This is a genomic window from Salinibacterium sp. VpJ6 (genome assembly GCF_059767345.1).
In genome coordinates, this window is record NZ_JBSOQL010000001.1 from 928,771 (window position 1) to 943,618 (window position 14,848).

The window sequence follows — 14,848 nt, forward strand, 5'->3', positions numbered from 1 at the left end:
GTGTGATCACCGTCAGCTTCGCATCGATGATCTAGTTGCGACAGTCATATCCGTGTCGCTGTGTAGCGACTCTTCTGAGCCGCGATGACTCTGCGCTCTTGATGAGCGTGGAGATTTCCGAGGCCACCAGATTCGATCGCCGAGAATGCTGAACATTGCCGGCACAATGATGGTGCGAACCACGAGAGTATCGACAATCACTCCGAGCCCAACAATCAGCCCCAATTGACCAAGTGTGACCAGCGGGAGCACGCCGAGAGCCGAGAAGACTGCAGCGAGGACGATACCAGCGCTGGTGATAACGCCACCCGTCGATGCGACAGCGCGCGCCATACCCTGCTTAGTTCCGTGTTCGACTGCTTCGTGTTTTGCTCGGTGCACGAGAAATATTGTGTAGTCGATACCGAGCGCGACAAGGAAAAGGAAAGCGAGGATCGGCACTTGCAGATCGAGCGACGGCTGGTCGAACAGGATCCGACTTAGCCAGGCTCCCGCCCCGATCGCTGCCACGGCGCTCACAAGGTTAATCGCAAGCAGAATGACAGGTGCGACCAGTGAACGCAAGAGAAGCATTAAGACGATAAAGCTGACAGCAAGTACGAGAGGCGCAATGAGAAGCAAATCACGTTGAGCGCCAGCACGGGCATCCACATCGGTTGCAACCGCTCCACCAACTTGAGCATCGGCTCCATCGACTTGGTGCACTGTGGTTCGAAGCTCGGCCACTAGCTGAAGGCTGGCTTCTGTACCCGGAACCGGCTTTCCCGTGACCATAAGTTTGGTCAGCTGGTCACCGTCGATCGTGGTTTTGCCGATGCTATTTACCCGAACAACACCCAACACGTCTTCGGCTGCGGCGGTAACCTCGCTCGCCCGATCAGTTCGAGTAGTGATAAAAATCGGTTGCGCTTCCCCGGCGGGGAAATGCTCACTGAGCGTAGTTAATCCGCTTGCGGATTCAGACGCGACACGAAACTTCTCGACCTGAGTCAAGCCGATCGTTGTGCCTACCAACCCTGCGGCCATGATTCCGAGAAGAGCGAACCCGGCAACAGCGGAGACTACTGGACGACGCACTACTTTCTGAGCTACCGTGCCCCAAACTTTGCCGTACTCCTTGTTTTGGCCAGGGCGAGGAACGAAAGGCCAGAAGACGCCACGACCACAGACCGCCAAGATGGGAGGCAGAACGAGCAAGACCGCGGCCAAAGCAATAAGAAGCCCGACGGCGGAGGCGATCCCCAGCCCTCGCGTTCCCGGAATGACGGCGAATACGAGCGTAAGAAGCGCGAGAACAACTGTGGCATTGGAGGCGAGTACTGCTGGCGCAGTTTTACGCCACGCTATCGCGAGAGCTTCGCGGTGGTTTTCGGTCATGAGCAGCTGCTCTCGATAGCGAGAAATCAGCAACAAAGCGTAGTTAGTTCCGGCACCGAACACCAAAACACTGATGATTCCGGTATCGAACTGCAGCTCCAATGCCGTTCCCACGGCTGAAGTCACTTTGCCAGCAATCTGATCGGAAACCGCGACCACCGTCAACGGGATAAGCCACAGCACTGGCGAGCGGTAAGTCAGGATAAGCAGCAAAGCGACGATACCGATCGTCACGAGCAGCAGCGTTATGTTTGCTCCATCGAATGCGGAGGTGATGTCGGCACCGAAGGCGGGGCCACCGGTGACGAGAACAGTCAACCCTGGAAGGGACTTTCCGGCGATTGCCGCACGCAAGTCTTTTATCTGCTGTGCATTCTCTGCCGTGTCGTCACCCACGGTGAGCGGCGATTGGATCAACGCAGCTTTACCGTCATCGCTCACAAAAGGTGGAGTTGCGTCGTGTTCAGTCTGAGAGCTAATAACTGGTGCAAGGTCTGCAATGGAAGAGACGTCAGCGTCAGTAAGCGCCTTTCCGTCATCCTTAGTCACCACTGCTAAGACGGCCTGTTCTGAATTCCCTGGAAACTGTTCCAACAGCTCTTGAACCTGTGAAGACTCTGCAGAGGAAGGAGCAGCATCATTACCGACGGGCGCTTCGGCGCGACCAAACAGGCCAAATAGGGCCACGAAAGCGAGAAGAGCAAGGGCGATCGAGACCCATGCACCACGGCGCGACGTCAGCCGTGACGAGAATGAAAACGAAGAAATAGGAGGCATATCGACAGTCGATCAAAATCGAGGTGGCTCCGAATCGCGCGACAGTTTGAACCTGCAATCAATCGAAAGTTCGATCTGGATCGAATTGGGGCGCTACTGCAAACAATCCCGGTTTACCAGCAGTAGCGTTGACGACAGTGGAAACTTCTTCACAATGAGACGAAATACGGTAAACCGGATGGACAACATACTGTGGAGCATCCTCCTACTGTCGCTGGTCACCGTCGTATTTATGTTCATCCTCTCGAACTTCGCGAGTCGAATTCTGGCGGTCCGAATCGGACTCGGGCGGCTGGTTCTCGCAGGAATCATGGGTCTGGGAGCCGAAGTTGGCTTTGAGTCCCAGTTCGTCTGGAACCTTAAGGAATACACCCCAGCGTTACTACCTGTGCAAGTCGGAATCGTATTCTTCGTCGCGATCGCGTTTTTGGTCATTGCAGAACTACTTGTGCCGGCCGGTTCGATCCCCCGCCCTGATCAGTGGCTACCTTCGCTGAAAGCCCGCTCCGCCCGCGGTCGCCGCTACGCCGAAATCTCTCGGATTGCGCTCAAGAACCGCCTCATTCCTTTCAGACTGAATATGGAACCGACCATCGCCGGCAGCGCCGAGCGCACCAAACAAGCACGAGCTCTCCGAGGAGCTCTGGAGGATGCCGGTGGCGCGTTCGTGAAACTAGGACAGGTTCTTTCCACACGATCCGACATAATCCCAGCGGAGTTTCTTGGAGAACTTGCACTTCTACAGCAACGAGTTCCCGCCGCAAACTGGAGCGAGATTCGTTCGTTGATCGAAGCAGAACTCGGCGGATCGCTTGACACGTTCTTCACAGAATTTGACGAGGTGCCGATCGCTGCGGCTTCCATCGGACAGGTACACCGAGCTACTCTAACGACAGGTCAAACTGTCGCTGTTAAAGTCCAACGACCCGGGATCATTTCACGCGTTGAGCGAGACTTGGACATCACGCTCCGGTTGGCGACTCAACTAGAGCGCACGACCAGTTGGGGTAAAGATCTTGGCGTGAGCGGGCTCGCTGCGAGCTTTGCTGCCGGGCTGAGGGACGAACTCGATTATCGAATCGAAGCCTCCAACATGGCCGCTATGGCTTTCACACAAGCAAAACACTCACGCGAGAACCGTGTCGGCATCCCCGAGCATTACCCCCACCTTTCTACTAGCAAAGTGCTGGTGCTTGAGTTGATTGAGGGAGACACACTTAGTGCCCCAAGGGCTCTCGAATCCCATCCCGCAGCGGAACGTAACGAGCAAGCGATACGGCTGCTTAGGTCTACCCTCACGCAAATTATCGATGATGGTGTTTTCCACGCCGACCTGCATCCCGGCAACATAATTCTGCGCAACGATGGGGAAATTGTCTTACTCGATTTTGGTTCTGTAGGCCGGCTTGACTCACAACTTCGAACGCAGATCGGAGAAGTACTGCTCGCTTTCTATCGCGGTGACGCTGGCGCTTTTACCGATGCTCTCCTCGCATTTGTAGAACTTCCGGATGAAATCGACGAGACTGCACTTCGCCGACAGCTTGGCGTATTCGTTGCCACCAAACTCGGACCCGGAGCATCGATCGATGTCACCGTCTTTACCGAAATGGTTCGGATGCTTACCGAGAACCGCATTGCGGTACCCGCTGAGCTAGCAAGCGCGTTCCGCGCGGTAGCAACCCTCGAAGGGACCTTGCGCCATCTCAGCCCGAACTTCGATATGCTCACCGCAGCGAGCAGCTATGCATCTGAGAGAATCGCTCACGGTTTCGAGCCTAAAGCAGCCTTCACGTCAATGAGTGACGAGATTGCATCAATTCTGCCCCTTATTCGCCGGCTGCCTCAACGAATAGACCGACTCACTGGTGCACTAGTTGATGGCCGCCTCAGCCTCAATATCCGACTTTTCGCTGACAAGCGGGACCGCTCACTGATTCAGGGGCTCGTCAACACGATCGCCGTTACCGTACTCGCGGCTGCCTTCGGAATCATGGCGGCGATGCTTCTCATCAGCGACGGTGGGCCCCAAGTTACCCCCACTCTGACTCTCTTTCAGATATTTGGCTACTTGCTCGTCGTCCTGTCAGGGCTCCTCACTCTCCGGGTTCTCTTCGATGTGTTCCGGATCCAGCGTCGAAACTAACGTCGCTCGGTCCTAACAAAGCTGAAGGAGCGTAAGCACTAATTTTGGGTAGAACCACCTCGTCAAAAACCCACGCCATCTCTTTGGCTTAGATTCGGCTTCATGACAAGCTCAATTGCAAATAAAAATCCGATTGACTCAACTCCTTCGATCGCCAATGTGACACTCGTTTTCGTACGATCTTGTATTCGATCGGTGTCAGCCCGCGAGATCGGCGTTGTGCCTTTCGCCGGTGTTAAGGCGCTCGGTTCAGTTCGCGCGCTCGTGGACCGGCTCAGCCAAGCCCTCGAAACAAAGCCGCCACGAACTTCAGCGATCAATGCGCAACCTCTCGCCCAGCAATGCTTGCCAAGGGCGAAGGCTGCTCCTCAAAGCGAAAGCACCTGCCGAGCGCTCCAACACACTCTCATTTGAGAAGTGGACACTGCTGCATTTTGAAGAACAAGTCGATACAGCGATAGCAGCGCTGCTCACCCGACGCTTCTCGGAGAATCGCCAGAAAGATGCGCGCGCTTTTCTCGCCCTAGTGGAACTCAACGATGTAGACCCCGTAGTCACTGCCATGACCTTGCAGCCCGTCTCCACCGTGAGAATCGAGGATCTGGCCCACAACGTCTTTCGTTTATAAGCAATCCTCAGAAGCTCATCAGCGCACCGAAGAAAGCGCGGACTTGCGAAATACCACTACTGGGATCGAGTTCACATGAACAGCCCCACCGATCTGAATGCAATTAAAACACCATCCGTCATGACCTAAGGCCTTGTGCCTAATGTGGGCAAACCATGGGCAAAACTGCCAAGATTAGGGCCGATCCTGTTCAATTGTGGGCAAACACGACTCGCAAACCGCGAGGGTGCGGGTAAATAACGGCTCTGACCAGCACTTTCACAAAGTGCCCCTGGAGGGATTCGAACCCCCAACCTGCTCCTTAGGACGGAGTTGCTCTTCCGTTGAGCTACAGAGGCCAGCGGTTCGAGTGTAGTCGAGACCCGCGCTGAGCACCCTCAGCCGATCGCCGGCACGCTAAGAGGTCGGCGCAGCCGCAACCTCAGCAGCCGCCGGAAGCGGAAACTGCAGGGGGTTCAGGTCAGGCTCGAGCCATTGCGTGCGGCCCGCAGCGATGCGCTCGGGCGAGTAGAAGCGCTTGATGATCGACTTATCGAGCAGCTCTGGCGCGGCATCCACATCGTCAACGAGCGCAATGAGATCAAACCACGCGCGGGTCATCGTCAGGTGAAAAGCATCTGGCTTGCCGGCGCGCACCGCCATACTTGTGATACCGACGACGAGACGCGCGGAGCCATCGGCCTCACCGTATTTGCGTGCCAGCAGCGACGCCACACGCACGTGTCGTTCATGGGAGAACGCGGCAGGCGCAATCGTGTCGTCTTCGAAAGTAGTGATGAGCTCGTCGCCGGTCATGCTGGATTACTCCACGAAGTTGATCTCGCTGATGTCACGCCCGAAGGCGCGCTGTCGAACCGAACAGCTACTGTCCTGGCGGGTAGAGGAACGCTTCAACTTCGCTAGCTTGCAGCGTGCGCTGACCGTACGCGCGATAAACGTAGTTGTATTCCTCGATCAGTACCGAGCCGTCGGCATTGACTTGCTTCACGTACGAAACGTGGTTGTCCCAACCGAACCATGCAACCGAACCGACTACGGGAGTGGCGCTCACGGTCCAGCCGTGCGCCTCCCAAGCCGACTTCCACTGGTAAGCGTCGCCGCCGTTAGGAGTTAGGTCGGCCCAAGCCCAACGGAAAGGTGCGGAAAACGAACCAACATCACGGTTCAGGCGCCATGCCACGAAGTCGGTGCACTGGCGGTAGTAATAGTTGAGGGGCGACAGCGTGTCACCGGCGGTCGGCCACGGGTAGTCATCGCCCAGAGCCTGTGCACCCGATGCGGCATACAGCGCGTTTGCCGAAGCAACTGCTGCCTGCTGGCGGATTTGCTCCAAATCTTCGGGAGAGGTTGCGGAGAACTGATCGCGCTCGAGCTCGGGAAGGGCGAGCTCTGAACTCACTGTCACGGACTGCACGCTTGCCGGCGCGGCATCCGAAACCGACGCCGCTGAGACCATCATTCCCTCGTCGGAAATCAGCCCGGTCGCGCTATACGCCGGCAGGCCAGCGACGGCGAAAAGGCCGCCGATGACAGCCATCGAGGCAACAGCACGCAGCGGGCTCTTGCGAACGCGCTTGGCCTTAGCTTTCGGAGCTGTGCGAGCGCGCGGCGACGCACTGCTCGCGGATGCCGTGGGCACGTACAAAACAGGGGCAGCCTCGTGAGCCACAGCCGCTGGCGCAGTCGGAATCTGCGGAACAGCGATCTCGGAGGTCACAACAACTTCGGGCACCACAGCGGGAGCGGCCACAGTAACGGTCTTGCCCGCAGCGGCAGCCTCGCGGGCTGCGCGCGCTTCGCGGCGCGAGAGATAAACCGGAGCGTCCGTGGCGGGCTCTACCGAGGGCGCACCAAAATCATCCGTGCTACCAGACGACATACGTGACAATCGGGAACCTTAAAACGGGGCTCATTCGAAGCAGAGCTAGGGCAAACCTCGAACGACGGGAATAATCACAACAGCATAACAGTTACGCGGCCGGAGCCAAATACTCTTCCCAATCTGGGAGCGCCCTTTCAATGCCCCTCACAAGCCACGCGCTCGTGTGCGGCGGGCGGGGCTTAATCAGCAGTCGCCACTTCATCTCGGCGGGGGTGCGATTGCTCTTGATGTTGTTGCAGCGAAGGCAGCACGCCACCAGGTTTTCCCACGAATCCTCGCCCCCGCGCGAACGCGGCATGACGTGGTCAATCGTGTTCGCGGAACCACCGCAATACCCGCAGCGGTGACCGTCGCGACGGAGAACTCCACGGCGAGAAACCGGCAACCGTCTCGTCGACGGAATACGCACGTAATTTCGCAGGATGATGACCGACGGTCTCTCCCACGATCCGGTGGAACCCCAGACGGGATGTTCCGAATCGGCCGCGACAATCGTCGCTTTCTGATTCATTACGAGCACAATCGCTCGCTTGAAAGACACGACCGCGAGCGGCTCGTAGCCGGCGTTCAGGACCAAAGTGCGCATTGTCATCCTCTCGAAAGCGCCTGCACGGCTTGCAGGCAATCGACTTCCCTGAGGCTCAGCGAATGGGAGGCATAAAACAAAAAGGCACCGTCGTAAGACGATGCCTAGTGATTCAGCGCGCGAAAACTGCCGCGCACAGTACTGCTGTGTCGTATGTCGAAGTGGGCACGCGCATCCACGGTTTGGATGCTGCACCTACCCAACATGCGATTCTCCGGTTCATTCGTGAACTCCAAGGGCTACAGGCTAACCCAATTTTCGGGGCAGACCGCGCGCGGGCGCGCCGAATCGAATGACGAGACGGTTACGCCTCGGTGAACAGAGAATTCAGAGAACTACGCCGTGGGCTTCTCGACGAAAATGTGCACGGCTACCTCGTTGGGCAGTTCGAGACCTTCGCCGAAACCTTCAACGGTGACGGCTACATAGGAGTCTGCGGCAGCGAACGTTGCCGTTTTGCCGGGCATTACACCAGCGCTGAAGAGCTGCTGCAACAGTTCGGGTTCGAACTGTACGGGCTCGCCCAATCGGCGGATGAGGCCAACGACGGGAGCCGAGGTGTTCGCCACGAGGTCGACAATGTTCACCATTCCCGCGCTGAACGAGGGAGCAGCGGTGCCACCCAACTCTTCGAGTCCCGGGATCGGGTTGCCGTAGGGCGACTCGGTGGGGTGATCGAGCATTTCGATGAGCTTGCGCTCTACCTGCTCGCTCATGACGTGTTCCCAGCGGCAGGCTTCGTCGTGAACGAGCGCCCAGTCGAGGCCAATAACGTCAGCGAGCAGTCGCTCGGCGAGGCGGTGTTTGCGCATCACTTGCGTGGCACGGCGGCGACCCTCCTCAGTAAATTCGAGGTGGCGGTCGCCTTCAACGACGACAAGGCCGTCACGTTCCATGCGGCCGATAGTTTGCGAAACGGTCGGCCCAGAGTGGCCGAGACGTTCGGAGATGCGAGCCCGCAGGGGCACGATGTTCTCTTCTTCGAGGTCAAGAATCGTGCGCAGGTACATCTCGGTGGTGTCAACGAGATCGGTCATGAAACAAGACTAGCCCGTACTGGCCAATAGAATCGGACGCATGGCTAGCCTGACGATTCCCAGCGACCTCCTTCCCGCCGACGGACGATTCGGATGCGGGCCCTCCAAAGTGCGCCCCGAACAGGTCGAACACTTGGTGTCCGCCTCGCGCACCATCCTCGGCACGTCTCACCGTCAGGCACCCGTTCGCGACCTCGTGGGCCGCGTACGTACAGGTCTCGGCGAGCTTTTCCAGATCCCCGAGGGCTATGAAGTCGTCATGGGAAATGGCGGTTCAACCGCGTTCTGGGATGCCGCAGCCTTCGCCCTGATCGAGCGCCGCAGCGCCCACCTTTCCTTCGGAGAGTTCGGTTCTAAGTTCGCGAAAGCGGCCGCAGCACCTCACCTCGAATCACCTCACGTAGTTTCCGCCCCGGGCGGGTCGTTCGCTGAACTCGACGACCTCAACGGTGCCGACGTGTTCGCGTACCCACACAACGAGACTTCCACCGGCGTGATGGCTCCGGTTCGCCGCTTCGACGACCCGAACGTTCTGACGGTGGTTGACGCGACGAGCGCAGCCGGCGGCATCCAGTTCGATGCCAACCAGGCCGACGTCTACTACTTCGCCCCGCAAAAGAACTTCGCGTCAGACGGTGGCCTCTGGTTCGCCCTCTTCTCCCCCGCCGCCATCGAGCGCGTCGAGCGCATCGCCGCGTCGGGCCGCTACATTCCCGAGTTCCTGTCGCTCAAGAACGCAATCGATAACTCGCGCCTCAACCAGACCCTCAACACTCCCGCGCTCAGCACGCTGCTGCTGCTTGAGAACCAGATCGACTGGATCAACGGCAATGGCGGGCTCGCTTGGGCGGATGCTCGCACACGCGAATCGTCGTCGGTGCTCTACGACTGGTCTGCCGCCAGCGACGTCGCGACACCGTTCGTCACCAACCCGGAGCACCGCTCGCAGGTTGTTGTCACGGTCGACTTCGACGACGCCATCGACGCCTCCGCAATCGCTAAGACGTTGCGGGCCAACGGAGTCGTCGACACCGACCCGTACCGCAAGCTCGGCCGCAACCAGCTACGCGTGGCCGCCTTCGTTGCGATCGAACCGGATGACGTACGCAAGTTGGTCTCATCGATCGACTACGTGATCGCCAACAGCCACTAATCTGAAACCGTGCGTATCTGGTTGAAAGACTCAGAGCGCCGGCCCGACCCTGAGCCGGTGCAGACCGACGACCGCAAGGCGATGCTCGTCGGAATGGCGTTGTGGGTGCTCGGCCTCGCGCTGTTGCTGCTCTTTATCGAGCCGCTCAACGAGGCCGGCAACCTCTGGTGGTTGTGGACGGCTGTTGCCGGGCTGGTTCTCGGTCTTATCGGGCTGCTGTACACGCACGTGAGGCGCGGAAAGCAGTCTCGCTAGTCGTCTTCGTCTGACTCGTCGAGGTCGTCGACGCTCACACCTTCGTGGTCGCCACCACGGAAGGCACCGGTGTCGTAGTCGTCGTCTGATTCATCGTCGTCGTCGGAGTCGGAGTCGCCGTCGAGGTCGTCATCATCGTCGTCGTCATCTTCGTCTTCATCAATGTCGTCGTCATCATCGTCGTCGTCGTCGTCAGACTCGTCGTCAGACTCATCGTCGGATGCGTCGATGTCTACGCCGTCGAGATCTCCGCCGTGCAGAACGGCAGAGCCAAACGCATCGTCATCCTCATCGTCGTCGTCTTCGAGGTCGTCGTCTTCGTCGCCGTCTGAAGCTTCGTCGGCGGCGGCCTTTTCGGCATCCGCTGCTTCAGTGGCTGCCTGAGCAGCCTTGTATTCGGCGAGACGTTCTGACCACGGCACCCAGTCGGGCGACAGCAGTGCGCCTTCGGCCGGCATAAGTTCCGCTTCGAGAACCGTCGGCTCTTCGCCTTCGACGTGGGCGACGCTCACTGTCCAATTCCAGCCCGGATAGCCCGGCAAAGCCGATGCGAACAGCACCGAAACGATGCCGTCACTCTCGACCTGCTCACCAACGAGCGCGCCAATCGATGCGTCGGTGGTGATCTCGAGGAGTGCTCCCCGAGCGAGCTTTTCGTACTGGCTATTAGGCATCGAGTTCGTCCGCTACCTTTCGCAGCATTGAGGCAATTTTGGCGCCGTGCGCCTTGTCGGGGTAACGCCCCCGCTTGAGGCCGGAACCAATGCCGTCCATGAGCTTGACGAGATCTTCAATGATCACGGCCATGTCATCGGCGGGCTTGCGGTTGATCTTTGTCATGCTCGCAGGAGCATCCATGACTCGAACAGAGAGCGCCTGAGCGCCCTTCTTTCCGTCAGCGATACCGAACTCAAGGCGAGTACCCGCCTTGACCCCAGTCGTGCCCGCGGGCAGCGCTGAGGCGTGCAAGAAAACCTCTTGGCCTTCATCACTCATGATGAAGCCAAAACCCTTCTCGTCGTCGTAAAACTTAACCTTGCCGGTAGGCATGGGCATGCTCCTTTGTAATCGTGACTCAAGCTTAGAACGTAAACGGGCGCGTATCCTTGTCTACGTGACAAATCACTCAACTGAACGCGACCTTCGTATCGAGCGTGTGCTCGCCTACCTCGTCGCCTTCTCGATCGCACTCGCCGTGCTTAGCTTTGTTGCCGTAGTCGTAGCTACTGCACTGGGCCAAACCGAATTCGATAACGGTGTATGGCCCGCTGTGATAACTATGCCTCAATTTGCCTTGCCTTTGGGCGTGGTGTTCATCATCACCCTCGTGGTGCTGAACGGGCGCCGCCGCCAACGTGAGTACAGGAATGGCCACAATTAGCGATGCCGCTCTGCTGCTCGCCGCACAATTGCGCGCACTAAACGACAGCCACCTTCTCGAGTTGTTGCGCTCGCGCGTTGTGCGTGCCAACTCTGTCAGCGACTTCTTTGACCTCGCGGATGCCCTGCAGCAGCCCACGTCGGTCGAACGGGTCTTGAGCAAGCTCGACCGTCCCACCCTGGCCACGCTCGCGGTTGTTGCCGACACGACGTCGCTCTCCGCCTCTGAGGTCGCCGCCGCCCTCGGACACTTCGGTGCAGATGAGGTCGCCGTTCAGCGACGCTTAGACCGCCTCGTGAGCCTCGCGCTGCTTATCCACCGCGGTGGCCGGTACAGCGCCCCTGACGGCGTTACTGATCATCTCGCAGGCTGGCCCTTCGATGACCTTCCCACCACGGGCGAATTGCTAGAGACCCCACCGCCATCAACGCTGACCTCGGTTGAACCCTCGCAGCGCGACAGCACCGACAGCATTGCGGCGGAGAACGCTTTCGCCACCACCAACGAGGTGACCGAGCTCATCAACCAGCTTCGGTCGAGTCCTGTGCGCGATTTGGCCCGCGGCGGCGTCTCGCTTCCTGATTCCAAGCGCTTGGCAGTAGCCATGTCCGTTCCTCTCGAGAAGATCGCCGGCCTGGTCGACATTGCCGAACGTGCTGGCCTCATCGCCACCACCAATGCGCAATGGATGCCCACCGCCGACGCCACCGAGTGGATGTCCCTCGGCGCGGCTGAACGCTGGGTGTACCTGGCAGAGGCTTGGCACCAGGGCGTGCCCGACAACATCCGCATGATCCTCGCTGACCGCGTGCAGAGCTTCTGGGGCAGCGGAGTCGAAGACTACGTGCGCTGGCTGTTCCCCGCCGGAGTCGACGCGATGCTCGAACGGCTTCGCCGCTACGCCCGCGACGCCCACCTCTTGGGAGTCACTGCTGAGCAGTTGCCGAGCAGCGCGGGAATCGCACTACTCACCCGCACGCCTGCCGAGGCTGCAGCGGTGATGGCGGAGCTCTTTCCGCGCGAAGTACATCAGGTCTACGTTCAGCCCGACCTCACCGTGATCTCGCCCGGTCCTTTGGCTCCGCAACTGGATGCCCGGCTGCGCGTGATCGCCGATGTGGAGACGCGCGCTCTGGCATCCACCTATCGCATCTCCCGCTCGAGCCTGCATCACGCGATGACGCTCGGCGAAACGCTCGAGGGCATGCGCAACTTCTTGGCCGAAATCTCGCTAACGGGTGTTCCGCAGCCGGTGGAGTATTTGCTCAGCGAAGCCGCAGCTCGCCACGGCTTGGTGCGCGTCGGCCCGCATGGCGCCAGCGGAAGCTATCTGTCGTCGCCCGACCCCGTCACCCTGCAGTCGATCGCCGTTGACCCCAATTTCGGGCCCTTCGGTTTGCGCAAAGAAGGCGCGCAGCTCGTCTCGCGTTTCGGCGTCGAGCAGCTGTTTTGGGCGCTCAGCGATGCCCGCTACCCTGTAGCGGCCGAAGACGCTGACGGGCAAATTCTGTCGCTGCGCCGCGACCAAGTGAGCACCGCCACGCCCGACGAGGCACACGACTCCGCCCCTGAAAAGTTGCTCGCCAAACTGCGCAACGGCCAAGGTGGGGCAACCGGCGACGAAGACCAAGCCTGGCTGTCACGGCAAATTGAGGTCGCCATCCGCAACAAGCTATTGCTTCGAGTGACCGTCAGAATGCCGGATGACCGCGAGGTCGAATACACGCTCGAACCGTCGAGTGTTGCTGCTGGCCGGATGCGCGGGCTCGACCGTGCGGCCGACATCGAGCGAACGCTGCCGCTCAAGAGCATCGTTTCGGTGGAAGCGACCACCGAACGCTAAGCAACCGCGCGTAAGGTTGGTCGGATGAACGCAGCACCCGACGGACCCCTGATCGTGCAGTCTGACCGCACGGTTCTGCTGGAGGTCGCCCACCCTTTGGCGGAAGACGCTCGCCATGACTTGGCGGTGTTCGCTGAGCTTGAGCGTGCCCCCGAGCACATTCACACCTACCGCATCACGCGTCTGGGGCTGTGGAATGCGCGCGCGGCTGGGCACGATGCTCCGGCGATGCTGGAGACGCTCGAAAAGTACTCAAAGTTTCCGATTCCGCAGAGCGTTAGCGTCGACATCGCCGAGACGGTTGGCCGCTATGGTCGCCTCGTCATCGACCGCGACGACGATGGTGCCCTCACTCTGACCGCTACCGACCCGGCCGTGCTGCGTGAGATTACGCGCGCCAAGAAGGTCGCGAGCCTCTTGTTCGAACGCCGCGGCGATCACACTTTTGTGGTGCAGGCGTGGGCCCGTGGCCAGTTGAAGCAAGAGCTGCTCAAGCTCGGCTGGCCCGCTGAAGACAACGCCGGCTACACCCCCGGCACGCCCCATGAGATTGCTCTGGATGCCGCGGGCTGGGGCCTGCGCGAATACCAACAGCACGCCATCGACAACTTCTTCGAGCACGGTTCAGGCGTAGTCGTTCTGCCCTGTGGTGCCGGAAAGACCCTTGTGGGTCTGGGCGCTATGGCTCAAAGCAAGACCACGACGCTGATCTTGGTCACGAACACTGTGTCGGCTCGCCAGTGGCGTGCCGAGATCCTGAAGCGCACCACCCTCACTGAAGAGGAGGTCGGTGAGTATTCGGGGCAGACCAAGGAGATCTTGCCGGTCACGATCGCGACCTACCAAATCCTTACGGCCAAGCGAAAGGGCGAATACGCTCACCTCGCTTTGCTGGATGCTCTCGACTGGGGTCTTGTCGTTTATGACGAGGTTCACTTGCTGCCCGCCCCTGTCTTCAAACTCACCGCCGACTTGCAAGCGCGTCGCCGCCTCGGCTTGACCGCGACTCTTGTACGCGAAGACGGTCGCGAGGGTGACGTGTTCTCCCTCATCGGCCCGAAGCGCTTCGATGCGCCGTGGAAAGAGATTGAGGCTCAAGGCTTTATCTCCCCCGCGAGCTGCTACGAAGTTCGCGTCGACCTGCCTGAAAGCGACCGTCTCGAATACGCAGCCTCGGCTGACGACGAACGGTTCCGACTCGCGGCTGCCGCGCCCGCCAAGATCGATGTGGTGCGCGCGCTCGTGAAGAAGCACGAGGGCGAACGCATTCTCGTGATCGGCCAATACCTTGATCAGATCGACACCCTCGCTACTCAGTTGAACGCGCCCCAGCTCACCGGTTCCACGCCCGTTGCCGAGCGCGAACGCCTCTACCAAGAGTTCCGCGAAGGAATCACCAAGGTTCTGGTGGTTTCGAAGGTCGCGAATTTCTCGATCGATCTGCCTGAGGCGACCGTCGCCATCCAGGTCAGCGGCTCGTTTGGTTCACGTCAAGAGGAAGCCCAGCGCCTCGGTCGGTTGCTGCGCCCCAAGGAGAGCGGTCTCCCCGCCAACTTCTATACGTTGGTTGCACGAGACACCGTTGATCAAGATTTCGCGCAAAACCGTCAGCGTTTCTTGGCTGAGCAGGGCTACAGCTACACGATTCTGGATGCCGCAGATCTAACTTAGGTCACGTGCCAACGCGCCTGTTGACGGCTGTTTACGGTCGAACATGCGCGTGTTTTGGCGAGCCTGTTGACAAGCCTTCAGCCACCACCTAGGTTCTATAGTTAACTATAGA

The 14,848-nt window shown here is 59.4% G+C and carries 14 protein-coding genes and 1 tRNA gene; 7 read left to right on the forward strand and 8 right to left on the reverse strand.

Annotated features, from left to right (window positions below; all coding sequences use genetic code 11):
- Positions 1 to 12 precede the first annotated feature (12 nt).
- Entirely contained in the window at positions 13 to 2,154 is a 2,142-nt protein-coding gene (locus ACWTV1_RS04540; protein ID WP_498504301.1) for an MMPL family transporter, read from the reverse strand.
- Between the two features lie 178 nt (positions 2,155 to 2,332).
- On the opposite strand from ACWTV1_RS04540, the gene ACWTV1_RS04545 reads away from it, so the two are divergent.
- Together ACWTV1_RS04545 and ACWTV1_RS04550 are read left to right on the forward strand one after the other, a co-directional pair.
- Positions 2,333 to 4,300, forward strand: a complete 1,968-nt coding sequence (locus tag ACWTV1_RS04545; protein ID WP_498504302.1) for an ABC1 kinase family protein — start codon at positions 2,333 to 2,335, stop codon at positions 4,298 to 4,300.
- 319 nt (positions 4,301 to 4,619) lie between these two features.
- Positions 4,620 to 4,928 (forward strand): hypothetical protein, encoded by a 309-nt coding sequence (locus ACWTV1_RS04550; RefSeq protein ID WP_498504303.1) that lies wholly within the window; start codon positions 4,620 to 4,622, stop codon positions 4,926 to 4,928.
- 266 nt (positions 4,929 to 5,194) lie between these two features.
- Here the strand turns inward: ACWTV1_RS04550 and ACWTV1_RS04555 are convergent.
- From ACWTV1_RS04555 to ACWTV1_RS04575, 5 genes are all read right to left on the reverse strand, one after another.
- Positions 5,195 to 5,266 (reverse strand) — tRNA-Arg (locus tag ACWTV1_RS04555).
- 58 nt (positions 5,267 to 5,324) lie between these two features.
- Positions 5,325 to 5,723, reverse strand: coding sequence for a hypothetical protein (locus ACWTV1_RS04560; protein WP_498504304.1), 399 nt, complete (start codon positions 5,721 to 5,723; stop codon positions 5,325 to 5,327).
- A gap of 67 nt (positions 5,724 to 5,790) precedes the next feature.
- On the reverse strand, positions 5,791 to 6,807 hold the full coding sequence (locus ACWTV1_RS04565; protein ID WP_498505026.1) for a CHAP domain-containing protein: 1,017 nt from the start codon (positions 6,805 to 6,807) through the stop codon (positions 5,791 to 5,793).
- Between the two features lie 91 nt (positions 6,808 to 6,898).
- Positions 6,899 to 7,396, reverse strand: coding sequence for an HNH endonuclease (locus tag ACWTV1_RS04570; protein WP_100389264.1), 498 nt, complete (start codon positions 7,394 to 7,396; stop codon positions 6,899 to 6,901).
- A 335-nt stretch (positions 7,397 to 7,731) separates the two neighbouring features.
- A complete protein-coding gene (locus ACWTV1_RS04575; protein WP_100388393.1) occupies positions 7,732 to 8,433 on the reverse strand; it encodes an iron-dependent transcriptional repressor DtxR in 702 nt (233 codons plus the stop codon).
- A 40-nt stretch (positions 8,434 to 8,473) separates the two neighbouring features.
- On the opposite strand from ACWTV1_RS04575, the gene serC reads away from it, so the two are divergent.
- Entirely contained in the window at positions 8,474 to 9,586 is a 1,113-nt protein-coding gene (serC, locus tag ACWTV1_RS04580; protein WP_498504305.1) for a phosphoserine transaminase, read from the forward strand.
- 9 nt (positions 9,587 to 9,595) lie between these two features.
- Positions 9,596 to 9,841 (forward strand): DUF2530 domain-containing protein, encoded by a 246-nt coding sequence (locus tag ACWTV1_RS04585; RefSeq protein ID WP_100388391.1) that lies wholly within the window; start codon positions 9,596 to 9,598, stop codon positions 9,839 to 9,841.
- Here ACWTV1_RS04585 and ACWTV1_RS04590 read toward each other — a convergent pair.
- Together ACWTV1_RS04590 and ACWTV1_RS04595 are read right to left on the reverse strand one after the other, a co-directional pair.
- Positions 9,838 to 10,515 (reverse strand): DUF3027 domain-containing protein, encoded by a 678-nt coding sequence (locus ACWTV1_RS04590; RefSeq protein ID WP_498504306.1) that lies wholly within the window; start codon positions 10,513 to 10,515, stop codon positions 9,838 to 9,840. The two genes, ACWTV1_RS04585 and ACWTV1_RS04590, sit on opposite strands and share 4 nt — an antisense overlap.
- Positions 10,508 to 10,891 (reverse strand): cold-shock protein, encoded by a 384-nt coding sequence (locus ACWTV1_RS04595; protein WP_100388389.1) that lies wholly within the window; start codon positions 10,889 to 10,891, stop codon positions 10,508 to 10,510. Before ACWTV1_RS04595 ends, ACWTV1_RS04590 begins: the two co-directional genes overlap by 8 nt.
- 64 nt (positions 10,892 to 10,955) lie before the next feature.
- Between ACWTV1_RS04595 and ACWTV1_RS04600 the strand changes: the two genes are divergently transcribed.
- From ACWTV1_RS04600 to ACWTV1_RS04610, 3 genes are read left to right on the forward strand one after another with little or no spacing between them, the layout of a single operon-like run.
- The gene (locus ACWTV1_RS04600) at positions 10,956 to 11,222 is read left to right on the forward strand and encodes a hypothetical protein (RefSeq protein ID WP_229820318.1); all 267 of its coding nucleotides are present in this window, start codon (positions 10,956 to 10,958) and stop codon (positions 11,220 to 11,222) included.
- Positions 11,209 to 13,065 carry a helicase-associated domain-containing protein gene (locus tag ACWTV1_RS04605; RefSeq protein ID WP_498504307.1) on the forward strand — a complete coding sequence of 619 codons (1,857 nt, stop codon included), beginning with the start codon at positions 11,209 to 11,211 and terminating at the stop codon, positions 13,063 to 13,065. Before ACWTV1_RS04600 ends, ACWTV1_RS04605 begins: the two co-directional genes overlap by 14 nt.
- A gap of 24 nt (positions 13,066 to 13,089) precedes the next feature.
- Positions 13,090 to 14,736: a DNA repair helicase XPB gene (locus ACWTV1_RS04610; protein ID WP_498504308.1), complete on the forward strand. Its 1,647-nt coding sequence runs from the start codon at positions 13,090 to 13,092 to the stop codon at positions 14,734 to 14,736.
- The last annotated feature ends 112 nt before the right edge of the window (positions 14,737 to 14,848 follow it).

Coding starts and splice junctions, on each gene's coding strand:
- ACWTV1_RS04540 (WP_498504301.1), bottom strand. CDS start 2,154: ATGCCTCCTATTTCTTCGTTTTCATTCTCGTCACGGCTGACGTCGCGC.
- ACWTV1_RS04545 (WP_498504302.1), top strand. CDS start 2,333: ATGGACAACATACTGTGGAGCATCCTCCTACTGTCGCTGGTCACCGTC.
- ACWTV1_RS04550 (WP_498504303.1), top strand. CDS start 4,620: ATGCGCAACCTCTCGCCCAGCAATGCTTGCCAAGGGCGAAGGCTGCTC.
- ACWTV1_RS04560 (WP_498504304.1), bottom strand. CDS start 5,723: ATGACCGGCGACGAGCTCATCACTACTTTCGAAGACGACACGATTGCG.
- ACWTV1_RS04565 (WP_498505026.1), bottom strand. CDS start 6,807: ATGTCGTCTGGTAGCACGGATGATTTTGGTGCGCCCTCGGTAGAGCCC.
- ACWTV1_RS04570 (WP_100389264.1), bottom strand. CDS start 7,396: ATGCGCACTTTGGTCCTGAACGCCGGCTACGAGCCGCTCGCGGTCGTG.
- ACWTV1_RS04575 (WP_100388393.1), bottom strand. CDS start 8,433: ATGACCGATCTCGTTGACACCACCGAGATGTACCTGCGCACGATTCTT.
- serC (WP_498504305.1), top strand. CDS start 8,474: ATGGCTAGCCTGACGATTCCCAGCGACCTCCTTCCCGCCGACGGACGA.
- ACWTV1_RS04590 (WP_498504306.1), bottom strand. CDS start 10,515: ATGCCTAATAGCCAGTACGAAAAGCTCGCTCGGGGAGCACTCCTCGAG.
- ACWTV1_RS04595 (WP_100388389.1), bottom strand. CDS start 10,891: ATGCCTACCGGCAAGGTTAAGTTTTACGACGACGAGAAGGGTTTTGGC.
- ACWTV1_RS04605 (WP_498504307.1), top strand. CDS start 11,209: ATGGCCACAATTAGCGATGCCGCTCTGCTGCTCGCCGCACAATTGCGC.
- ACWTV1_RS04610 (WP_498504308.1), top strand. CDS start 13,090: ATGAACGCAGCACCCGACGGACCCCTGATCGTGCAGTCTGACCGCACG.